Source organism: Pseudoxanthomonas sp., from assembly GCF_027498035.1.
Lineage (GTDB): Bacteria > Pseudomonadota > Gammaproteobacteria > Xanthomonadales > Xanthomonadaceae > Pseudoxanthomonas_A.
In genome coordinates, this window is record NZ_CP114978.1 from 1,802,322 (window position 1) to 1,821,443 (window position 19,122).

Sequence of the window (19,122 nt, forward strand, 5' to 3'; positions counted from 1 at the left end):
CACCCGCCCTACGGCCGCCAGTTCGCGTTGCGCTCCCAGAACGCCACGCTGCGCCGGTAAGCCTCGCGATCCAGCGATACGCCGGAGCCGCCCTCCTCCACACCCAGGGCATTACGCAGCATGGTGATCGGCGCGCCATCGGCACCTCGTCCGGCTCGGCGGTGTAGATGCAGCCGACGATGCCCCAGTCGGCCTCGATCGGCGAACCTTCCCGGGCCAGCTGCTCGCGGCTGTAGAGGATCACCACGAAGTACGCCGCCACCGGCGGCTCCACGCCTTCGAACCAGCGCACCAGCACGGGCAGCTCGGCCGCGTTGCGCGCCTCGTAGCCCGAGCGCAGCTGGTGCCGGTTGTCATCAGTGACCGGCACGGTCAGGCAGCGGGTCGAGGTCCAGTTGCGGTGCACGTGCAGCTTGCAGAACGGCGCGTAGCCATCCAGCACTTTCAGCGGCGCTTCTGCGTTGAGGCGATCCTGGAACTGCTGCGGGGTGCAGTCCTGGATGGCGTTGCCGCGCCCGCCACGGGGAAACAGGCGGGGGCGGGCGAATTCGGTCAGGACGATGGACATGGGATGCGGCGGCAGAACGGCGGCATAGCCTAACGGGCCGCGGGACCCGAATCCATGCATTCATCGCGATGAAGCGATATTATTCACCACCCTTCACCGACGCGACCCGCGATGATCCCCGTCAGCTTTGAGTTCTACCCGCCCAAGACCGACGACCAGCGCGCCCAGCTGGACCGCACCGCCGACAGGCTGAAGAAATACGCGCCGGATTATGTGTCGTGCACTTTCGGCGCGGGTGGCTCGACCCTGAGCTACACCTCCGAGACAGTGCGCCACCTCAAGCAGCACCATCGCTTCGACGCCGCGCCGCACCTGTCCTGCGTGGGCGGCAACCGCGAGGAAATCCGCGAGCTGCTCAAGCTGTACCGCGCGATCGGCTGCAAGCGCATCGTCGCGCTGCGCGGCGACCTGCCCTCGGGCATGGGCCACGCCGGCGACTTGCGCTACGCCTCGGACCTGATCGCCTTCATCCGCGCCGAACATGGCGATGCCTTCCACCTGGAAGTCGGCGCATATCCAGAAACCCATCCGCAGGCCAACGACGCGCTGGCCGACCTGAGGCACTTCAAGACCAAGGTCGATGCCGGCGCCGACGCGGCCATCACCCAGTACTTCTACAACGCCGATGCGTATTTCAGCTTCGTCGACGCGGTGCGCAAGCTGGGCGTGGAGATCCCGATCATTCCCGGGATCATGCCGATCTCCAATTTCAGCCAGCTGCGCCGGTTTTCCGAGCAGTGCGGCGCGGAAATCCCGCGCTGGATCGGCAAGCGCATGGCCGCCTATGGCGATGATGCCGAATCGGTGCGCGACTTCGGCGCCGACGTGGTTGCCGAGCTCTGCGAGCGCCTGATCGCCAGCGGCGTGCCGGGCCTGCACTTCTACACGCTCAACCTGGCCAAGCCGAGCCAGCTGGTGCTCAAGCGCCTGGGCCGCGGCTGACGCAAGTCCCGACACGGGCGATCGGCCACATTCGGTTAGGCTGCGCGCTGCGATGCGCGCGCCTGCCCTGTTCCCCCTGCTGATGATCACCATGACGGCCGCGCTGGCTGCGTCGGCGTGGCTGCAGCCGGCGACGGCGCAGACCGTGCAGCGCTGCACCGATGCATCCGGTGCCAGCGTCTTCACCGATCGTCGCTGCGAAGACGTCGGTGCAGCCAGCCGCGTGATCCGCCCCCCGGTCAGCGCCTCCGGCCAGCCGGTTGCGCCACGCAACCTGGGCTGCCCGCGCCGGCTCAGCGACCTGGTCCAGCAGATCACCGGCGCGATCGACGCGCATGACGCCAACCGGCTCGCCTCGCTGTACCAGTGGGGCGGGATTTCCGACGCTTCGGCCAATCGCCTGCTGGACAAGATGGAAACCATCGTGCGCAGGCCGCTGGTGGACATCGCGCCGATCTTCCCGGCCGTCGAGCCCACGCCCGTCGTCGATGCCGAAGGCAATGTCGTCGATGCCAATGCCGACGGCTACTACCCGCAGCTCGCACCACAGCAGAAGCGCCGACCGGTTGGCCTGCGCCTGCAGCAGGGCCTGGCCAACACCAGCACGCCATCGAGCACCGTGCTGGGCATCCGCCGCAGCGACGACTGCTTCTGGATCACGCTGTAAAGATCACTGCGATATCAGTCGGCCGGGCGGAACCGCAGCGTCGCAATCACACCGCGTTCGACACCCGGACGCACGTTGACCTGCCAGCCATACAGATCGCACAGGCGGCTGACGATGGACAGGCCGATGCCGCCGCCCTGCGAATGCCCGGCATGGGTGCCGCGATAGCCACGGTTGAACAGCTTGGCCGCGTCTTCCTCGCTCAGGCCGGGGCCGGAGTCGATTACTTCCACCGCGTCGCCGAGCACCCGCACGACCACGGTGCCTTCCTGGGTGTACTTGACCGCATTGCCGACCAGGTTGCCCAGCGCCACCGACAGCGCTGCGTCGGGCGCGTCGATCACCAGGTCCTGGTTGCCTTCCTGGATCAGTTCCAGTGACTTGCCACCGATCTGTGCACGGTGCGAATCCAGCAGCTGGTCGGCGACCCGGGCCACGTTGCTGCTGCCCTGCCCGCGCTCGTTGCGCGAGAGCAGCAGCAGCGAACCGATCAGGTCGGTGCAGGCGGCCTCGGCGCGCTGGATGCGCAGCAGCCGTGCCTGGACTTTCGGCTCCAGGTTCGGCCGGCCCAGCAGCAGTTCGGTCGCACCACGGATCACTGCCAGCGGCGTGCGCAGCTCGTGGCTGACGTCGGCGTTGAACTCGCGGTCGCGCTGGACCACCTCGGTCAGGCGGTTGGAATAATCGTCCAGCGCACGCGCCAGTTCGCCCACTTCGTCTTCCGGGAACAATGGCCCCAGCTGGGTCGGATTGCTGCTGCCGCGATACGCGCGCAGGCGCGTGGCCAGTTCCGACACCGGACTCATCACCCGCGAGGCCGACCACCAGCCGACGATCAACGACAGCAGGGTGAACAGCGCCACCGTGCCCCACAGCGTGCGCTTGAACTGCACTTCGCCCAGCGCGACCTGGCCCATGTCGTAGGTCAGGTAGAACCAGGCGGTGGGGGTCTTGCGCACACCGATGCGGAACGAGAACGGATCACCGTTCTCGTCCGTGCCGGAGATGGTGTGGATGCCGTCCTTGAGCTGGTACCAATCCGGCTTTTCCTGGGCCAGCCGCGGCAGCTTGTCCGCCGGGTACAGATAGCCCTTCATCTGCTGCACCGGTGCCGAGGTATTGGTGCCCCCGCTGACCACGAACCGCCGCCAGGATTCCTCCAGGTTGCGGTTCATCACGTCTTCGACCAGCTGGTTTTCCACGCGCTGGCGCGCCAGCACCGCCGCATAGGCGAACAGCACCGTCAGGCAGAAGCCCAACAGCACGAACGACCAGACGATGCGGGTGCGAAGGCGGCGGCGGAATTTTCGGGCACGCGCGGCACCGGGCCGCGCGGCCGTGCCGGGATCAGGCTTCGGGGGCGGCGATGCGGTAGCCGATGCCATGGCGGGTCTGGATGTACAAGGTCTCGAAAGGCTTGTCGACCACGGCGCGCAGGCCATGGATGTGGACGCGCAGCGAATCGGAATCGGGCAGCTCTTCGCCCCACACGCGGGTTTCCAGTTCCTGGCGGGTGACCACCGCCGGCGAAGCTTCCATCAGCGACTGCAGGATCTTCAGCGCGGTCGGGTTGAGCTGCAGCAGCTTGCCGCCGCGGCGCACTTCCAGCGTATCCAGGTTGTATTCCAGGTCGCCGACATCCAGCACGCGGGTCTGCACGCCCTTGCCGCGACGCGACAGTGCGTTGAGGCGCACTTCCACTTCCTGCAGGGCGAAGGGCTTGATCAGGTAGTCGTCGGCGCCCGAATCGAAGCCGGCCAGCTTGTTGTCCAGGCTGTCGCGGGCGGTGAGCATCAGCACCGGGGTCTGCTTGCGCGCTTCGTTGCGCAGCTTGCGGCAGACTTCCAGGCCGTCCATGCCGGGAAGGTTGAGGTCGAGCACGATGGCGTCGAAATCGTGGACCACGGCCAGGTGCAGGCCGGTCACGCCGTCGGCGGCGAAATCCACGGTGTGGCCGCGGTCTTCCAGGTAATCACCCAGGTTGGCGGCGATGTCGCTGTTGTCTTCAATGACGAGAATGCGCATGTCAGCAGGCCTCCTGGGAACGGATGGCCAGAAGCGGGAAGCCGCGGCGCATCGGGGAAATGAGGGTCATGGGATACCTTGGTTTGTCTTCGCAGAGCGAGTGGCGGCGGCGCTTGGGGAACAGGGCTGGCCGCGTTCAGGTGGCCGATTCTGTCACACCGCCGGTAAGCTTCCCTGCATGCCCGTTCACGTTGGACGCAGGGCTGCAGGCCCGGCCTTGCGGCCTCTGGGTCTCTGTCTGACCGCGGCGGAGGCCACCAGTTCCATAACCGCCCCGGCGATGTCCACGCCGGACACCTGCTCGATGCCTTCCAGGCCCGGCGTGGAATTCACTTCCAGCACCAGCGGGCCGCGCGCCGAACGGATCAGGTCCACGCCGGCCACGCCCAGGCCCAGCGTGGCCGCAGCCCGGACCGCCACCGCAGCCTCTTCATCCGTCGCCGTCGCAGCAGCCGCTTCACCGCCACGATGCAGGTTGGAGCGGAAATCGCCCTCCGGCGCCTGCCTGCGCATGGCCGCCACCACCCGGTCGCCAACCACGAAACAGCGCAGGTCCGCGCCCTTGGCCTCTTCCACGAATTCCTGCACCACGAAACTGGCATACAGGCCACGCAAGGTCTCGACCACGGACTTGGAGGCCGACAGTTTCTCGGTCAGCATCACGCCGGCGCCCTGGGTGCCTTCGTTGAGCTTGATCACATGCGGCGGTTCGCCCAGCAGGGCCAGCAGGTCGGTGGTGTCGTCGGGGTTGTCGCCGAACACGGTCGCCGGCAGGTCGATGCCACTGGCCGCCAGCAGCTGGTGGGCACGCAGCTTGTCGCGCGCGCGCAGGATCGCATCGGAAGGATTCGGCGTATGACAGCCCATCAGCTCGAACTGGCGCAGCACCGCCGTGCCATAGCGCGTCACCGACGCACCGATGCGCGGAATCACCGCATCGAATCCGGACAGCGTCTTGCCCTTGTAACGCAGGTCGAAGCGCCCGGCATCGATGCGCATGTAACAACGCAACGGGTCCAGCACCCGCACCACGTGACCACGCTGGCGTGCGGCCTCCACCAGGCGCTTGGTCGAATAGAGCTTGGTGTTGCGCGAGAGGATCGCCAGTTTCATGCAGCCGGTTCGGCAAAAGAAAACGGCGCCTAGCATGACATGCAGGCAACGCCGCCCAATGCGACGCCGCGCGACGATTCATCGGAACGTGGACCCGGAATGCACGCATGCAACGAGCCCGGCACCATGCGTGCAGCGCATGGCACGCACCCACGGCTGAAGGTGATGTCTGGTGTCGCCAGTTGCTGTCCTGGCAGGCAAGCGGGGCTAGGCGCCAGCCTGAGTGCCTTGCTCCAGCGCACCTGCGAACTGGCGCATCAGGCGCACCAGGTCAGTGATGTCTTCGGCGGCCCAGTCCTGAAGGATGTCTCGTGCCAGGCGCTCGCGCGCCTGGTCGATCCGGTCGGTGACCGCCTTGCCCTGCGGAGAAACCACCGCCTCGCGCATCCGGCGGTCTTCCGAATTCTCATGCCGGATCACCAGCGCCATGCGCTCGAGCCTGGACACCTGGCGGCTGATGGTCGTGTAGTCCCTGCCCAGGCGACCTGCCAGATCCACCACGCCAATCGGTCCCACCCGCTCGATCACCACCAGCAGGCGGAAGAGCGCCTGGTCCAGGTGCACGCCGGCTTCGGCGATCAGTCGTTCGTCGTTCCGCGGCCGGTTCATCACGCTCACGATCGAGATCAGGGACCGGTGGAGATCCTTCAGCTGCGCTGAGATATGTGTATCTTGCACTTTATTTTTCGCGGCCATAGCCTGCCCTCCTGATATGTGCATGTTACACATGCTTAGGAGAAACGAGATGCGTGAACCCATTGATGTCCTGATCTGTGGCGCCGGCGCCGCCGGCCTGACCCTGGCAATCGACCTGGCCCGGCGCGGGGTGCGCTTTGCCCTCATCGAGAAACGCCCCACCCCGTTCCCCGGCTCGCGCGGCAAAGGCATTCAACCGCGCACCCAGGAGGTCTTCGAAGACCTCGGCATCCTGGACCGGGCCGTGGCCGCAGGTGGCCTCTATCCGACCGTCCGCAAATACGCGCCCGACGGCAGCCATGTGGATCAGGAAGCAGCAGACGTTGCCGAGCCCACGCCTGCCGAGCCCTATCGCCTCGCGCTGATGATTCCCCAGTTCAAGACCGAAGCTGTCCTGCGGGAACGCTTGCTCGAACTGGGGCATGCACCGGTATTTGGTGTCGAGCTGACCAGGATGGTGATCGACCGCGACGGGGTTGAAGCCACCCTCACAACCCCGGATGGCACGCAGACCCTTCATGCCCGCTACCTGGTGGGGGCCGATGGTGGCCGCAGCATCGTGCGCAATACCTTGGGGATTGGTTTTCCGGGCAAGACCCTCGGCGTGCGGGCAATCGTGGCGGACGTCGTGCTGGAAGGACTGTCGCGCGATGCATGGCACAGGTTCGATAGCGGGAACGCAGGCCCCCTGGCGATCTGTCCGCTGGCAGGTACCGACCTGTTCCAGATCCAGGCACCGGTTCCCCTGGAAGGCGACATCGATCTCTCCGCGGCTGCGCTGACCGAACGCGTTGCACTGCACACCGGGCGCACGGACATCACGGTCCATTCGGTTGCCTGGTCCTCGACCTACGGCATGAATGCCAGGCTTGCCGATCACTACCGGGATGGCCCGGTGTTCCTGGTCGGCGATGCAGCGCATGTCCATCCACCCACCGGCGGGCAAGGCCTCAACACCAGCGTCCAGGATGCCTACAACCTGGGCTGGAAGCTGGCCGCGGTGCTGGCCGGTGCACCCGAGGCGCTGCTGGACACTTACGAAGCCGAGCGCCGACCGGTGGCGGCGGACGTGCTCGGCCTGTCCACGCGCCTGCTTGCAGGCATGAAGACCGGGGACAACCGGCGAACCCGTGAAGTCCAGCAACTGGATATCGGCTATCCAGACTCCGGGCTATCGCTGCCCTCGCAAGCAGCCGGCAGCAACCTGGCACCGGGCAACCGCGCGCCCGATGCCAACGTGCGAGGCGCAGGCGGCAGTCCAACCCGGCTGTTCAACCTGTTCAAGGGCACGCATTGGACCTTGCTGGTCAATGGCCCGTCGAACTTCGCGCCAGGCGCTGGCCTGCACATCCACAGCATCGGACCCGGCCTGGAGATCGAAGACCCGTTGGGCCAGTTCGCCCGGTCCTACGGCCTTGATGAAGGCACGGCCGTGCTGGTCAGGCCCGATGGCTATCTGGCGGGATGCTTCAGCGCAGACCAGGCAACGGCATTGAAGGAGTATTGGCGCCAGTGGCACGGCCCATGGCACTGAAGCGCATCGTTGCCCGGCCGCGGATGCCCCCGCTGTTCACGACGCGGGGGCGGCCGTTGATGCGCGCAGCATCAAGCGGAAATCCAGCGTCTGTTGATGCGGCACTTCAACCGCTTCTATGAGGGCGAGCACCAGATTGACGGCGCGGATGCCGATGTCCCGCATCGGTTGGCCGATGGTGGTCAGCGGCGGCGTCAGATAGCGGGACGAGGCGAGATCGTCGAATCCGACAACCGAGAACGCCTCAGGCACGCGCACCCCCAGTTCCCTGCAAGCGGCCAGAACGCCCAGCGCCATCTGGTCACTGAAGCAGAATGCAGCCGTGGGCGCAGGGGATTGGCTGAGCAGCCTGGCCGCGGCGGCATGCCCGGATTCAACCGAAAAATCGCCTGGGACGACGGTCAGCAGGCGCAGGCGGCCGCGCGCCCTGGCAGCGGCCCTGGCGCCTTCCAGCCGCTGCTGGTGCAGGGGATTTTCGGCGGGGCCGCCGACCACGGCGATCCGCTCGTGGCCCAATCCGTACAGATGCTCCATGGCGGTACGCGCGGCGGCGGCGTTGTCGATGTGCACGCTGGGAATGCCCAATGACGGATCGAATTCGCATCCATTGACGACCGGTGCATTGGCGCCAAGCTGCTTGACGATTTCGCGCGCCGTGGGCGGCAGCCGGTGCCCCAGCACGATCAGGCCATCGGCCTCGTTGCGGCGAAGCATCTGCGCGTAGCGTTCCTCGCGCTCGGGCTGGTGCTGGGTGTCGCCAAGCAGGACCGCATAACCGGCTGCCTGTGCGGCTTCTTCGGCACCCTGGAGGATCTGGGCGAAGAATGGGTTGGCGATGTCCGGCACGGTGACCAGGATCTTGCCGGTGCGCTGGGTCTTGAGCGTCCTGGCCGCGGCATTGGGGACATAGCCCAACGCGGCGACGGCCTGCTCGATGCGTGCGCGTGTGGCGGGCAGCACTTTCTCCGGCCGCGAGAGCGCACGGGAGACCGTCCCTGCCGAGACGCCAGCGTGCTTTGCGATGTCATAGATCGTGGGCATGGATCAATCCGTCAGCCTCCGATGCAATGCACAACGGAGGTGCCTACTGTCGCATGCTAGGATCGTGCAATCGATTGCATCCGGGTTGTGTGGCATGAAAACGCTCAAGGGTCCGGCGCTGTTCCTGGCGCAGTTCATCGGTGACAAGCCTCCGTTCGACCGATTGGACAGCCTGGCCCAATGGGCCTCCGAGCTGGGTTATGTCGGCATCCAGCTGCCGACCAGCGCGCCGCGACTTTTCGATCTCGCCCAGGCCGCGCAGAGCCAGGCGTATTGCGACGACATCGCCGGCATGCTGGCCCGGCACGGCATCCAGATCACCGAGCTGTCCACGCACCTGCAAGGGCAGCTGGTCGCCGTCCATCCGGCCTACGACACCCTGTTCGACGGCTTCGCGCCGCAGGACAAGCGCGGCAATCCAGCTGCACGGCAGGCCTGGGCGGTCGAACAGGTCACCCTGGCGGCCAAGGCCAGCCAGCGTCTGGGACTCAAGGCCCACGCCACGTTCTCCGGCGCGCTGGCCTGGCCGTACTTCTATCCCTGGCCACAGCGGCCACACGGACTGGTGGACGAAGCCTTCGCCGAACTCGGCCGCCGCTGGCGCCCGATCCTGGATGCGTTCGACGCCTGCGGTGTGGACCTGTGCTACGAGATCCATCCGGGCGAAGACCTGCACGATGGCGCGACCTTCGAGCGCTTCCTCGACGTGGTCGATCACCATCCGCGCGCCAAGATCCTCTACGACCCCAGCCACCTGCTGCTGCAGCAGATGGACTACCTGGGCTTCATCGATCGCTACCACACGCGCATCGGCATCTTCCACGTCAAGGATGCCGAGTACCGCCCCAGTGCGCGCAGCGGCGTGTATGGCGGCTACGAGAACTGGATCGATCGCCCGGGCAGGTTCCGTTCGCTGGGCGATGGCCAGGTGGACTTCAAGGCGATCTTCTCCAAGTTCGCGCAGTACGACTTCCCCGGTTGGGCGGTGCTGGAATGGGAGTGCTGCCTGAAACATCCCGAGGATGGCGCGCGCGAGGGTGCAGCCTTCATCCGCGACCACATCATCCGCGTCACCGAACACGCCTTCGACAATTTCGCCGACAGCGGCGCCAGCCCGGAAGCGCTGCGCGGCCTGCTGGGGCTTTGAAGCACACTTGGCCTGATCACATACCTGACCTGGGAGGGGAAGTCATGACGTCCACCATGTCGCGCCTTGGCGCGATGATGTTTCTGCAGTTCTTCATCTGGGGCGCGTGGTTCGTCACCCTGGGCACGTACCTGGTGCAGGGGCCGTTGCAGGCCAGCGCGGGCCAGGTGGCCACAGCGTTCCTCAGCCAGTCCATCGGCGCCATCGTCGCGCCGTTCCTGGTCGGCCTGATCGCCGACCGCTATTTCGCCGCGCAGCGCATCCTGGCGGTGCTGCACCTGGCCGGCGCGGTGTTGATGTGGGGCGCGTCGGTGGCGACCAACTTCGATACGTTCGCCGCCTGCGTCATGGGCTACATGCTGCTGTTCATGCCGACCCTGGCGCTGGCCAACAGCGTCGCGATGCGCCACATGCGGGTGCCGGAGAAGCAGTTCCCGCCGGTGCGCGTGGCCGGCAGCGTCGGCTGGATCATCGCCGGCGTGCTGATCGGCTGGCTGGGCTGGGAACAGGCGCACCGGCTTGAACTGACCTTCCGGATGGCGGCGGGCGCATCGCTGGTCCTGGGCCTGTATGCCTTCACGCTGCCGCATACGCCGCCGCTGGAGCAGCAGCGCAATGCAGGACTGGGACAGATCCTGGGACTGGACGCGCTGCGCCTGCTGAAGTCGCGCTCGTACCTGGTGTTCTTCCTGGCCTCGATCGCCATCTGCATTCCGCTATCGTTCTATTACAACTTCACCAACCCGTATCTCAACGACCTGGGCGTGCGCGGCGCGGCCGGACTGCAGTCGCTGGGCCAGGTGTCCGAAGTGCTGCTGATGCTGGCCATGCCGTTCCTGTTCGCGCGCCTGGGGGTCAAGGCGATGCTGGCCTTCGGCATGGCCGCGTGGGTGCTGCGCTATGTCCTGTTCGCGTATGGCGATGCGGGTTCGGGCTTCGCGCTGCTGGTCACCGGCATCGTGCTGCACGGCATCTGCTACGACTTCTTCTTCGTCACCGGGCAGATCTACACCGATGCGCACGCCGGCCCGAAGTTCCGCAGCAGCGCGCAGGGCTTCATCACGTTGGCCACTTACGGCGTGGGCATGTTGATCGGCACGTTCCTGTCCGGCGCCGTCGTGGAGCACTACACCACTGCGGCCGGTCGCGACTGGCAGCAGATCTGGCTGTTCCCGGCCGGCGTGGCCTTCGTGGTGCTGGTGGCCTTCCTGTTCCTGTTCCGTGACAAGCCCGCAGTGGCGGCTCCTTCGGCAACGCCTTGAGGAATGAAAAGATGAGCAAGCTCGGGATCGCCATCGTCGGCACCGGCATGATCGGCGCGGTCCATCGCCGCGCCGCGCTGCTGGCCGGCGCCGAGGTCCGTGGCGTGAGCGCCTCCAGCGCCGCGCGTGCGCAAGAGGCCGCGCAGGCCTGGAACATCGCCCACGCCTACCGCGATTTCGATGAAGTGCTGGCCGATCCGCAGGTCCAGGTCGTGCATGTGTGCACACCCAACCACCTGCATCGGCCGATGGCCCAGGCCGCGCTGGAAGCCGGCAAGCACGTAGTCTGCGAAAAGCCGCTGGCCACCACCCTGGACGATGCCAGGGCGCTCGCGTCGCTGGCCGCATCCACCGGACTGGTCGCCACGGTGCCCTTCGTCTACCGCTATCACCCGGTGGTACGCGAAGCACGTGCGCGCATCGCACAGGGCGAACTTGGTCCGCTGCGCCTGATCCACGGCAGCTACCTGCAGGATTGGCTGCTGGACCCGGCCAGCAACAACTGGCGCGTCGATCCCGCACTGGGCGGGCAATCGCGCGTGTTTGCCGATATCGGCTCGCACTGGTGCGACCTGGTGGAATGGGTCAGCGGCGAGCGCTTTGCCGAAGTCAGCGCTGCGTTCGAGACGGTCATTGCCGAGCGCGCCGTGGCGACCGGCAAGAGCTTCACCACGCCGGCCGCGGGCGGGCAAACGCAATCCGTCGCCAGCGAAGACGTGGCCGCGGCGATGTTCAAGACCGGCGTCGGCACGTTGGCTACGCTCACGGTGAGCCAGGTCTCGGCTGGGCGTCGCAACCGCTTGTGGTTCGAGATCGACGGCGCCAAGGCCGCGGTGGCCTTCGACCAGGAAGACAGCGAACGCCTGTGGATCGGCCACCAGGATCAGCGCGAAGAGCTGTTCTACCGCGGCCCCGGCGCAGGCAGCGCGGAACAGCGCCGGCTCGCCACGCTGCCCGCGGGCCACGCACAGGGCTACGCACAGTGCTTCGAGGCTTTCGTCGCCGACACCTATCGCGCCATCGACGCCGAACGGCCCGAGGGCCTGCCGACCTTCGACGATGGCCTGCGCTCGGCGTTGATCGTCGATCGTGTCATCGCCTCGGCTAAGTCGCGCGCCTGGACATCCATCGGCTAACGCGTTTTTCGCATCATCCATCGTCATCTGAGATCCGGGAGGACACCATGACGCTCACCCTGCCCCGCCGCGTCGCGGCCACGGCGTTGCTGCTCTGTGCAGCCCTGCCTGCATTCGCCAAAGAAACCACCGCGGCCAAGCTGCCCATCGCCGTGCAGATGTACACGCTGCGCAATATTCCCTCGCTGGAAGACCGGCTGAAGCTGGTGCACGACACCGGCATTACCGCCGTCGAGACCGTCGGCACGCAGGACGTCACCGCACCGCAACTCAAGACGCTGCTCGACAAGTACAGCATCCAGGCGATCTCGACCCATGTGCAACTCGCCGACCTGCGCAAGGATCTGGATGGCGTGGTGGCGTTCAACCGATCGATCGGCAACACCACCCTGGTTATCCCGTACCTGCAGGAAGCCGAGCGTCCCAAGGATGCTGCGGGGTGGGCTGCGCTGGGCAAGGAACTGGGCCAGCTCGCCGCGCAGGCCAAGGCCGATGGCATGACGCTGGCCTATCACAACCATGATTTCGAGTTCGTCGACTTCAACGGCAAGACCGGGCTTGAGTCCATGTTCGAAGCAGCGGGCCCCGACCTGAAGTCCGAACTCGACCTGGCCTGGGTCGCACGTGCTGGGCTACGACCCCGCCGCCTTCCTCGGCAAGCTCAAGGGCCGCGTGATCGCCGTGCACGCCAAGGACAACGCGCCGAAAGGCGAAGCACTCGAAGAACACGGCTTCGCCGCCGTGGGCAAGGGCGTGCTGGACTGGAAAAAGATCCTGCCGGCCGCCGACCATGCGGGCGTCAAGTGGTACATCATCGAGCACGACTATCCGCTGGATCCCGCCGCGGTCATCAAGACCGGCGCGGCGTACCTGGTCGAACACCTGCCAGCGGACGTGAAGCGCTAAGACACTGCATGCTCAGGCCTGAGCTCACATCACCGGTCCCTTCTGCCCTTCCTGCTGCTGGTTGCGCTGCTGATCAAGGGCAAGTTGCTCGTCGCGTTGCTGGTTGAAAGCCAGCACCTGCTGGGCGGTCTCCTGCAACGGCGGGGCCGGTTGCGAGACATCACTCATCACCCGCTGGCCTTCCTGCGTACCACGGATGCTCAGGTTGTCGCCCGCCATGGTCATGTTGCCGATCTTGCTGGGGTCGGTGATGCCAACGTCCTTGGCACCCAGCATCGCCTGGGCGACGTGGTCGTCACTGATATGGCCGGGCGTTCCACGGCGCAGGTGAGCGAACAGGATCTGATCGTTCATCGACATGGCCGCAATGCCCTGCTTCTGCTCCGAGGTGCGCTCGACCGTCGGCGCATGGCTGACCAGATGCGATGACAGCGTGGCTTCCATCTTTTCCGCGTACTGCTGCATGGAGAGCCCCTGCGCCTGTTTGGGATCGATTCTCACGCTCTGGGGCTCCACGAATGCGTTGAATTGCTGGATCCCCTCCACCTGACCATCAGCCCCCATCTTGACCCTGTGGGGATAGAGTCCTTTGGCCACACCTTCAATCAGCAGGGCGGCGGCGATCTTCTCGCTGTGTGGGCCAGGCTCGATGCCTTGCCCCACCTCCATCCGGTGGACTTCGTTCAGCAGCGTTTTGTAGCGCTGGTGGCCGGCATGGTCCGGATTGAGGAAGCTGACCTGTGGGTTGGGCGGGTTCGCGGTTGTCCGTTCGGGTTGCTGGGCTTTTTGGCGTTCTGACTCACGCTCCTGCAATAACGCGTGCGCGTGGTCGTGCTGGACCTCCGGTGTTATCGGCGCGCCGGCTTGTGAAGCATGCGCCTGCCGCTGTGCGTGATCGTCCTGCGCCAGCGCGGGGTCTTGTTCCTTTGCAGGCTGGTCCAGCTTCGGGGCGGTGACTTTCACCGTGGCCAGGGTCGGGGTGGAGACTTCGACGTGCGCCTGCCGCACTTCGGCCCTGGCCTGACGTAGCTCCTCGGAGGTGGTCACTGCGACCTGGTGGGCAACGCCATCGGCACCGGTCTGGTAATGGACGATGGGGGTATCAAAGCCGTATTGCCCGGTTTCGCTGCGCTGGAGCTGCTGCATCGTCTGCCCGGTAATGCCAGCCGCATCCCTCGTGCGCTGGGTCGCCAATGCGATGGCCTGCAGGTTGCTTTCCTGGGCGTTGAGATCGACGCCCACGTTACGGTAGCGCTGCAAGAGATCGTTGTGTTCAAGCTGCTCAGGCGTGGGCGCGGACCGCGCCTCAAGGGCCGCCAGGGTCTGCTGGGCGCGCTCAAGCGATGGCTGGCGGATCTGGTTGGTCAGTTCCAACTCCATGGCCAGGTTGCCAGTCGCCGGGCCGTTCTTGCTCGACCATTGTCCTTCCGGGCTGCGTTGGTAGGTCAGGCCGTCGTGGCCCTGCACCTGGTCAGGCTTGGCCTTGGCGAATTCAACCGCAGCCGAAATCCCAACATCGTAGTCCTGGCCGCGCTGGGCGGCGCGGCTTTCCAGATAAGTCTGCGCGAGTGCTTCGCGGCCGTTGGCGATGTTGGATTCGATGCGACCCAGGGCCTCCTGATTGAGGCGCCGGGTCTGTTCGGGGCTGGCGGTTTGCGGCGCGTACGTTCCCGAGTCATTGGGTCCGGTCACACCGGTCTTGACCAAGCGCTCCCAGCCTTCGGTTTCCGGATTGCGATGCCAGCTCTGGTTATCCAGCCCGATCTGGTCGTCAGGACTGGCCGGAAGGTTGAAGGGATCCTGCGGCGGCGGTGCTTTGCCCAGTGCCAGCTTCACGGCTACGGCATTGGCCATGGCGCCAAGTTCCCGGGACTTCACGTAACTGGCGCCCACCGCTTCCTGGGCCGGATTGTTGTGCCCGTCGGTCGTCCGATCGAACGCGGCCTGGCGCTCCCAGTCCCGGCCGTTGAACTGCCACGCCACGCCGGCCTTGTCGACCTGGTGGAAGATCTCGCGGTTCTCCTTGAGGTCCACCACCTTGTCGAAGGCCTTGCTCATCAGCAACGCATCGCCTACCACGATTGCCGCCGGCACGAAGCCGGAGGCACCCACTGCGCTGGCGGCATAAGTAGCGGTGACCCCGCCGATCCAGCCACCTGCATTGCGGGCCGCCGCATGGTTGATTTCCGACTGGGCGGCCGCGGTGTTGCCTTGTTCCATCAGCTCCGAGGCGCGGCGCGCAGTTTGCACACCCTCATACACAGTCGCGCCAACGCCCAGCGCGCCGCCTGCGAACCGGTGGGCCAGATTCGCCAGCTTTTGCTCGCCACTCAGTGGGCCGATCCCCGCGGCCTCGGCGGCGGCGATCCGCTCGATGTTGCCAGTAGGCGACGAGCCGGGCTGCTCGGGAATTGGGCCGATGCGCACAGGCGTCGAAGGACCACGAACGATCTGGTCATCGAAATGTTTGGGGCCATGCGGCAAGGCATTCTGCTGGGCGACCTGTCCAGCGGTCACCGGCGATTCCGGCGCCAACCGTGTGTTGACACCCTCCGGCGTGGCGCGGTCGACCTTTCGATCCAGCTGGTAGATCGCCATGCCCTCGTGCGAGTTGTGCACCCGGTTCAAGCGCGGATCGTGGGACTCATGCACCTTCTGGAACATCGGCGCATCCGGCCGCTGGGCGTTGAGGTAATCGCTCATCAGGTTGAGGCTGCGGGTCGACAAGCCATCACGCAGATAGCCTCCACCGATATTCGAGTGCGCCCCAGCCGTGGTCACATTGAGGAAGCGCCCATCTTCCGACAGTCCTAGCGGCATGATCCGGTCGGAAACGAATTTCACCCGCCGCTCGTCCAGCGCAGTGATCTGGAAGCCGGACACCACCGACGGCGCCAGACGGCGGTCGGCCAGTTCCTGCACGCCGGTGGAGACCGGATCGAACAGGCCCACGGCCTGCGGTGTCTTACCGGGGGCGGCGATGTGGCGGGTGTAGCGGGATCGCCCCTCCGCGTCGATGACTTCGCTCGTGGGGTCGAGAATGCCGCGTTGATCCAGTAGATTGGTGAAGATGGCGCACTGGGTGGCACCGCGACTAAAGCCGACCGAGCAGACGCGGACCTGGACATTGGGATCAGCACGTGACCAGGCTTCTGCCTTGTCAGCGAGATTCCAGTACATCTCCTCCATACGGGCTTCGTAGGTATGCCCCAAAGCGCCATCGAGCGCCTGCGTCAGTTTCTGGTCTTGGGTACCAACACCGGCGACGTAGTGTGACGAAATCTGCTTGTCAGTCGCCTGCAACGATTCGATCTGCTTCCTGAGCCAGTCCACATTGGTGGCATGCAATGGATCCTTGTCCGCATTGTTGCCCGTTCCATCGAAAAACGCGTAGAAAATCTTCTCGTGCGGATTTCCCACACCCACCAACCGTGGCACCTGGAAATGCGATAGTTGTTCGCTCGCGTCCTTGAAGGTCTGCAAGCGTGCCTCATCGACGACGAACGAGGTAACGTCATCGTCCAATGGGACGACAGGTAAGTGGTCTTTATCAGCCATCTCGGCGCTCCTTGCCGGTTCAGTAGGTGTGGGTCCAGACTTCGATCAGGTCGCGCCTCCCCATGCTGCGGGGGTTACCAGGAATTTGAGGCTCCTTGGTGGCGACAAGGGCTCGCGTGTAGACCGTGATGGTCCGGTCGTTGATTTCCATCAGCACGTCGATCGGGACCGGGTTGACCGCCTTCGCCGCCAGCCAGCCTTCGGGGATGTCGTCCTTGGGCACGTTGTGGCGCACCAGCCGATCTTTGATCAGCTTGGCGATATCCACTTCAGCGTCCAGCGGGGTTCCGTCAGCCGAGATCCAACTGACCTGAGCCGCGGGAGGGAAGCCGGTTCCCACGCCATATCCTGCGTTCCAGTTGCTTCTCCAGTCACTGCTTTCAGGCGGCCCAACGGGTTGTTCACGAATGCCGTGTTCATGCCTGTCATAGATGACGGTGCAACGTTGCACGTTATAAGCACGCGCACCAAAGCTGTGTGTCCCAAACTTGAGGGGCCACGGGTCTTTTGAGCCAAGGTTCAAACCAAACATTCGGGTCTCCTTCCCTGAGTAAACGCGGCTGATGCTAAGCCCGTGCGATGCATCGTGTCACTGGACTCGCATCCTGTGTGAGGCGAGCTGAAGTGTCGCCGCAAAACGCCGACTTCATTCCGAACATGGGCTGCACGCCTCCTGATTCCCTGGAAAGCGCTGAAACAGCTCCTACATTGCCGTTCCCGTCAAAGGCCGCGACGAACAGCTTCTCATGCGGGCCAGCCACATCCGCCAACCGCGGCATCCAGGGAAGGTCTGAATACCCCTGCTTTTGCCGGGTATGACGGCAATTGTTCAGGCCCTGGAAACGCGACAGCTGTTCGCTCGCGTCCTTGAAGGTCCGCAAGCGCGCTTCATCCGCGACAAATGAGGTGAAACCATCGTCTATTGGCACGATGGGCGAGTGGTCTTTATCAACCATGTCGGCGCTCCTTGCCTGCTCAGTAGATGTGGGTCCAGACTTCGATCAGGTCGGTGCGATGGCAGCTGCGCGGATTGCCCTGAATTTGGGGCTCCTTGGTGGTGACATGCGCCCGTGTGTAGACCGTGATGGTCCGGTCGTTGACTTCCATCAGCACGTCGATCGAGACCGGGTCGATCGCATTGGCCGCCAGCCAGCCTTCGGGGATGTCGTCCTTGGGCACGTTGTGGCGAACCAGGCGGTCCTTGAACAGTGCGCCGATGTCGATCTGCGCGTGGTGCTCGGTGCCGTCCAGGGAGACCCAGTCCACCTGGGCAGGCGGCGGAAAGCAACGGTCGACCCCGGTTCCAGCGGTCCATCTTTGTTTCCAGTCATTCGCCGGCGGCGGACCAGAGGGCTCGAACTCATAGAGCCGCGTAAACTGATCCCGGTCGTAGATCACGCTACAGCGCAGCGTATTGAAGCAATACGCCCCAAAGCTATGCCGCGTGAACTTCAGCGGCCACGGATCTTTCGAGCCGAAATTCAAACCAAACATCCGGGTCTCCTTCCTGGAGGAAATAGGCCTGATCCTAGGCGTTCGGTGCCGGCCGTGCCACGTATGGCAGCAGCCGAAAGAAGGCAGGCCAAACTTCGATCGCAGGCAGCATTACGCTGTTGGCATGCAACGGATCCTTATCGGCATCGTTGCCGCTCCCGCCGGAAAAGGCATAGAAGACCCCCTCGTGGGGATTGGCTGCATCAACCAGGCGCAGCACCTCGAGTCGCGAAAGCTGGCCGCGCGGCTGGCCTACAGCTCGCGTACCCAGATGTTGCGGAAGCTGACCTTGGCGTTGTGGTCCTGCAAGCCAATCGGCGCGCAGCCGTGCGGGAAATATGAAGGCGCACCGATGTATTCGGTCTTGCCCGACAGCACGGTGTCATCCTGCACCAGCACGCCGTTGTGCAGCACGGTGATCCGCGCGGGTGATTCGAGCCCGCCGCCCTTGGAGAAACGCGGCGCTTTCCAGATCACGTCGTAAACCTGCCATTCGCCTGGCGGACGCGAGGCATTCACCAGCGGGATCGCCTGCTTGTAGATCGAGCCCGCCTGACCGTTGGCATACGTCGCGCTGTTGTAGCTGTCGAGCACCTGCAGTTCGTACAGGCCCTGCAGGAAGATCCCGCTGTTGCCACGGTTCTGCCCTTCGAACCCCTTGGTCTCGGCGGGGCTGCGCCACTCGACGTGCAGCTGGATGTCGCAGAAGCTGCGCGTGGTCTTGATGCCCTTGCCGCCCGGCACCACGGTGACGGCGCCACCAGCCACGGACCATTGCGGCTTGCCGCCCTCCTCGCCCTCCCAGGCCGACAGATCCTTGCCGTCGAACAGCACCACCGCGTCAGAAGGCGCGGCGCCCTGCGGCGTGGCCACGGCCGCCGGCACGGGCGCCCAGACCTCGGTCTTGGCCGGGTCGCCCTTGCTATCGCTCTGCGCCAGCGCAAGGGCGGGAATCAGGGCGATGAGGCAGCCCGTCATGACGATCGGTTTCATGGTGTTCCTCCGGGGATTCGATGCGTGCACGTCGTTGGGG

16 protein-coding genes and 2 pseudogenes are annotated in these 19,122 nt (G+C 65.2%); 7 read left to right on the top strand and 11 right to left on the bottom strand.

Features of this window, described 5'->3' with window-relative positions; translation table 11 throughout:
- Positions 1–8 precede the first annotated feature (8 nt).
- Positions 9–568, bottom strand: a pseudogene (locus O8I58_RS07840) (DUF3228 family protein).
- Between the two features lie 111 nt (positions 569–679).
- Between O8I58_RS07840 and metF the strand changes: the two are divergent.
- Together metF and O8I58_RS07850 are read left to right on the top strand one after the other, a co-directional pair.
- On the top strand, positions 680–1,510 hold the full coding sequence (metF, locus tag O8I58_RS07845) for a methylenetetrahydrofolate reductase [NAD(P)H] (RefSeq protein WP_298322050.1): 831 nt from the start codon (positions 680–682) through the stop codon (positions 1,508–1,510).
- A gap of 52 nt (positions 1,511–1,562) precedes the next feature.
- Entirely contained in the window at positions 1,563–2,177 is a 615-nt protein-coding gene (locus O8I58_RS07850) for a hypothetical protein (RefSeq protein WP_298322052.1), read from the top strand.
- Between the two features lie 14 nt (positions 2,178–2,191).
- Here the strand turns inward: O8I58_RS07850 and O8I58_RS07855 are convergent, their stop codons facing one another.
- From O8I58_RS07855 to O8I58_RS07870, 4 genes are all read right to left on the bottom strand, one after another.
- Positions 2,192–3,562 (bottom strand): sensor histidine kinase, encoded by a 1,371-nt coding sequence (locus O8I58_RS07855; protein ID WP_298322054.1) that lies wholly within the window; start codon positions 3,560–3,562, stop codon positions 2,192–2,194.
- The gene (locus O8I58_RS07860) at positions 3,525–4,202 is read right to left on the bottom strand and encodes a response regulator transcription factor (protein ID WP_298322056.1); all 678 of its coding nucleotides are present in this window, start codon (positions 4,200–4,202) and stop codon (positions 3,525–3,527) included. The genes O8I58_RS07855 and O8I58_RS07860 overlap by 38 nt, the downstream gene beginning before the upstream one ends.
- 186 nt (positions 4,203–4,388) lie before the next feature.
- Complete coding sequence (rimK, locus tag O8I58_RS07865; protein WP_298322058.1) at positions 4,389–5,315, bottom strand: 30S ribosomal protein S6--L-glutamate ligase; 927 nt, start codon at positions 5,313–5,315, stop codon at positions 4,389–4,391.
- A 207-nt stretch (positions 5,316–5,522) separates the two neighbouring features.
- The gene (locus O8I58_RS07870) at positions 5,523–5,924 is read right to left on the bottom strand and encodes a MarR family winged helix-turn-helix transcriptional regulator (protein ID WP_298322060.1); all 402 of its coding nucleotides are present in this window, start codon (positions 5,922–5,924) and stop codon (positions 5,523–5,525) included.
- A 103-nt stretch (positions 5,925–6,027) separates the two neighbouring features.
- Between O8I58_RS07870 and O8I58_RS07875 the strand changes: the two genes are divergently transcribed.
- Complete coding sequence (locus tag O8I58_RS07875; RefSeq protein WP_298322062.1) at positions 6,028–7,545, top strand: FAD-dependent oxidoreductase; 1,518 nt, start codon at positions 6,028–6,030, stop codon at positions 7,543–7,545.
- A gap of 36 nt (positions 7,546–7,581) precedes the next feature.
- Here the strand turns inward: O8I58_RS07875 and O8I58_RS07880 are convergent, their stop codons facing one another.
- The gene (locus O8I58_RS07880; RefSeq protein ID WP_298322064.1) at positions 7,582–8,586 is read right to left on the bottom strand and encodes a LacI family DNA-binding transcriptional regulator; all 1,005 of its coding nucleotides are present in this window, start codon (positions 8,584–8,586) and stop codon (positions 7,582–7,584) included.
- Between the two features lie 94 nt (positions 8,587–8,680).
- Here O8I58_RS07880 and O8I58_RS07885 point away from each other — a divergent pair, with 94 nt between their 5' ends.
- The 4 genes and pseudogenes from O8I58_RS07885 to O8I58_RS07900 all read left to right on the top strand — a co-directional run bounded on the left by O8I58_RS07885 (position 8,681) and on the right by O8I58_RS07900 (position 13,037).
- Complete coding sequence (locus O8I58_RS07885; protein ID WP_298322066.1) at positions 8,681–9,733, top strand: sugar phosphate isomerase/epimerase family protein; 1,053 nt, start codon at positions 8,681–8,683, stop codon at positions 9,731–9,733.
- A 44-nt stretch (positions 9,734–9,777) separates the two neighbouring features.
- The gene (locus O8I58_RS07890) at positions 9,778–10,995 is read left to right on the top strand and encodes a nucleoside permease (protein ID WP_298322068.1); all 1,218 of its coding nucleotides are present in this window, start codon (positions 9,778–9,780) and stop codon (positions 10,993–10,995) included.
- An 11-nt stretch (positions 10,996–11,006) separates the two neighbouring features.
- Positions 11,007–12,131 (top strand): Gfo/Idh/MocA family protein, encoded by a 1,125-nt coding sequence (locus tag O8I58_RS07895; RefSeq protein WP_298322069.1) that lies wholly within the window; start codon positions 11,007–11,009, stop codon positions 12,129–12,131.
- A gap of 47 nt (positions 12,132–12,178) precedes the next feature.
- Positions 12,179–13,037 (top strand): annotated as a pseudogene (locus O8I58_RS07900) (sugar phosphate isomerase/epimerase).
- Between the two features lie 24 nt (positions 13,038–13,061).
- Here the strand turns inward: O8I58_RS07900 and O8I58_RS07905 are convergent.
- The 5 genes from O8I58_RS07905 to O8I58_RS07925 form a co-directional block, all read right to left on the bottom strand.
- Positions 13,062–16,595, bottom strand: a complete 3,534-nt coding sequence (locus tag O8I58_RS07905; protein ID WP_298322071.1) for a phospholipase effector Tle1 domain-containing protein — start codon at positions 16,593–16,595, stop codon at positions 13,062–13,064.
- Positions 16,596–16,614: 19 nt separating this feature from the next.
- The gene (locus O8I58_RS07910; RefSeq protein WP_298322073.1) at positions 16,615–17,127 is read right to left on the bottom strand and encodes a hypothetical protein; all 513 of its coding nucleotides are present in this window, start codon (positions 17,125–17,127) and stop codon (positions 16,615–16,617) included.
- Positions 17,128–17,161: 34 nt separating this feature from the next.
- Positions 17,162–17,551 carry a hypothetical protein gene (locus tag O8I58_RS07915; RefSeq protein ID WP_298322075.1) on the bottom strand — a complete coding sequence of 130 codons (390 nt, stop codon included), beginning with the start codon at positions 17,549–17,551 and terminating at the stop codon, positions 17,162–17,164.
- Between the two features lie 19 nt (positions 17,552–17,570).
- On the bottom strand, positions 17,571–18,089 hold the full coding sequence (locus O8I58_RS07920) for a hypothetical protein (protein WP_298322077.1): 519 nt from the start codon (positions 18,087–18,089) through the stop codon (positions 17,571–17,573).
- A gap of 252 nt (positions 18,090–18,341) precedes the next feature.
- Positions 18,342–19,067, bottom strand: a complete 726-nt coding sequence (locus O8I58_RS07925) for a 3-keto-disaccharide hydrolase (RefSeq protein ID WP_298322837.1) — start codon at positions 19,065–19,067, stop codon at positions 18,342–18,344.
- Positions 19,068–19,122 lie beyond the last annotated feature (55 nt).

What these genes read in the sequence shown, in the direction of transcription:
- metF (WP_298322050.1), top strand. Translation starts at nt 680, where the DNA reads ATGATCCCCGTCAGCTTTGAGTTCTACCCGCCCAAGACCGACGACCAG.
- O8I58_RS07850 (WP_298322052.1), top strand. Translation starts at nt 1,563, where the DNA reads ATGCGCGCGCCTGCCCTGTTCCCCCTGCTGATGATCACCATGACGGCC.
- O8I58_RS07855 (WP_298322054.1), bottom strand. Translation starts at nt 3,562, where the DNA reads ATGGCATCGGCTACCGCATCGCCGCCCCCGAAGCCTGATCCCGGCACG.
- O8I58_RS07860 (WP_298322056.1), bottom strand. Translation starts at nt 4,202, where the DNA reads ATGCGCATTCTCGTCATTGAAGACAACAGCGACATCGCCGCCAACCTG.
- rimK (WP_298322058.1), bottom strand. Translation starts at nt 5,315, where the DNA reads ATGAAACTGGCGATCCTCTCGCGCAACACCAAGCTCTATTCGACCAAG.
- O8I58_RS07870 (WP_298322060.1), bottom strand. Translation starts at nt 5,924, where the DNA reads ATGAACCGGCCGCGGAACGACGAACGACTGATCGCCGAAGCCGGCGTG.
- O8I58_RS07875 (WP_298322062.1), top strand. Translation starts at nt 6,028, where the DNA reads ATGTGCATGTTACACATGCTTAGGAGAAACGAGATGCGTGAACCCATT.
- O8I58_RS07880 (WP_298322064.1), bottom strand. Translation starts at nt 8,586, where the DNA reads ATGCCCACGATCTATGACATCGCAAAGCACGCTGGCGTCTCGGCAGGG.
- O8I58_RS07885 (WP_298322066.1), top strand. Translation starts at nt 8,681, where the DNA reads ATGAAAACGCTCAAGGGTCCGGCGCTGTTCCTGGCGCAGTTCATCGGT.
- O8I58_RS07890 (WP_298322068.1), top strand. Translation starts at nt 9,778, where the DNA reads ATGACGTCCACCATGTCGCGCCTTGGCGCGATGATGTTTCTGCAGTTC.
- O8I58_RS07895 (WP_298322069.1), top strand. Translation starts at nt 11,007, where the DNA reads ATGAGCAAGCTCGGGATCGCCATCGTCGGCACCGGCATGATCGGCGCG.
- O8I58_RS07905 (WP_298322071.1), bottom strand. Translation starts at nt 16,595, where the DNA reads ATGGCTGATAAAGACCACTTACCTGTCGTCCCATTGGACGATGACGTT.
- O8I58_RS07910 (WP_298322073.1), bottom strand. Translation starts at nt 17,127, where the DNA reads ATGTTTGGTTTGAACCTTGGCTCAAAAGACCCGTGGCCCCTCAAGTTT.
- O8I58_RS07915 (WP_298322075.1), bottom strand. Translation starts at nt 17,551, where the DNA reads ATGGTTGATAAAGACCACTCGCCCATCGTGCCAATAGACGATGGTTTC.
- O8I58_RS07920 (WP_298322077.1), bottom strand. Translation starts at nt 18,089, where the DNA reads ATGTTTGGTTTGAATTTCGGCTCGAAAGATCCGTGGCCGCTGAAGTTC.
- O8I58_RS07925 (WP_298322837.1), bottom strand. Translation starts at nt 19,067, where the DNA reads ATGACGGGCTGCCTCATCGCCCTGATTCCCGCCCTTGCGCTGGCGCAG.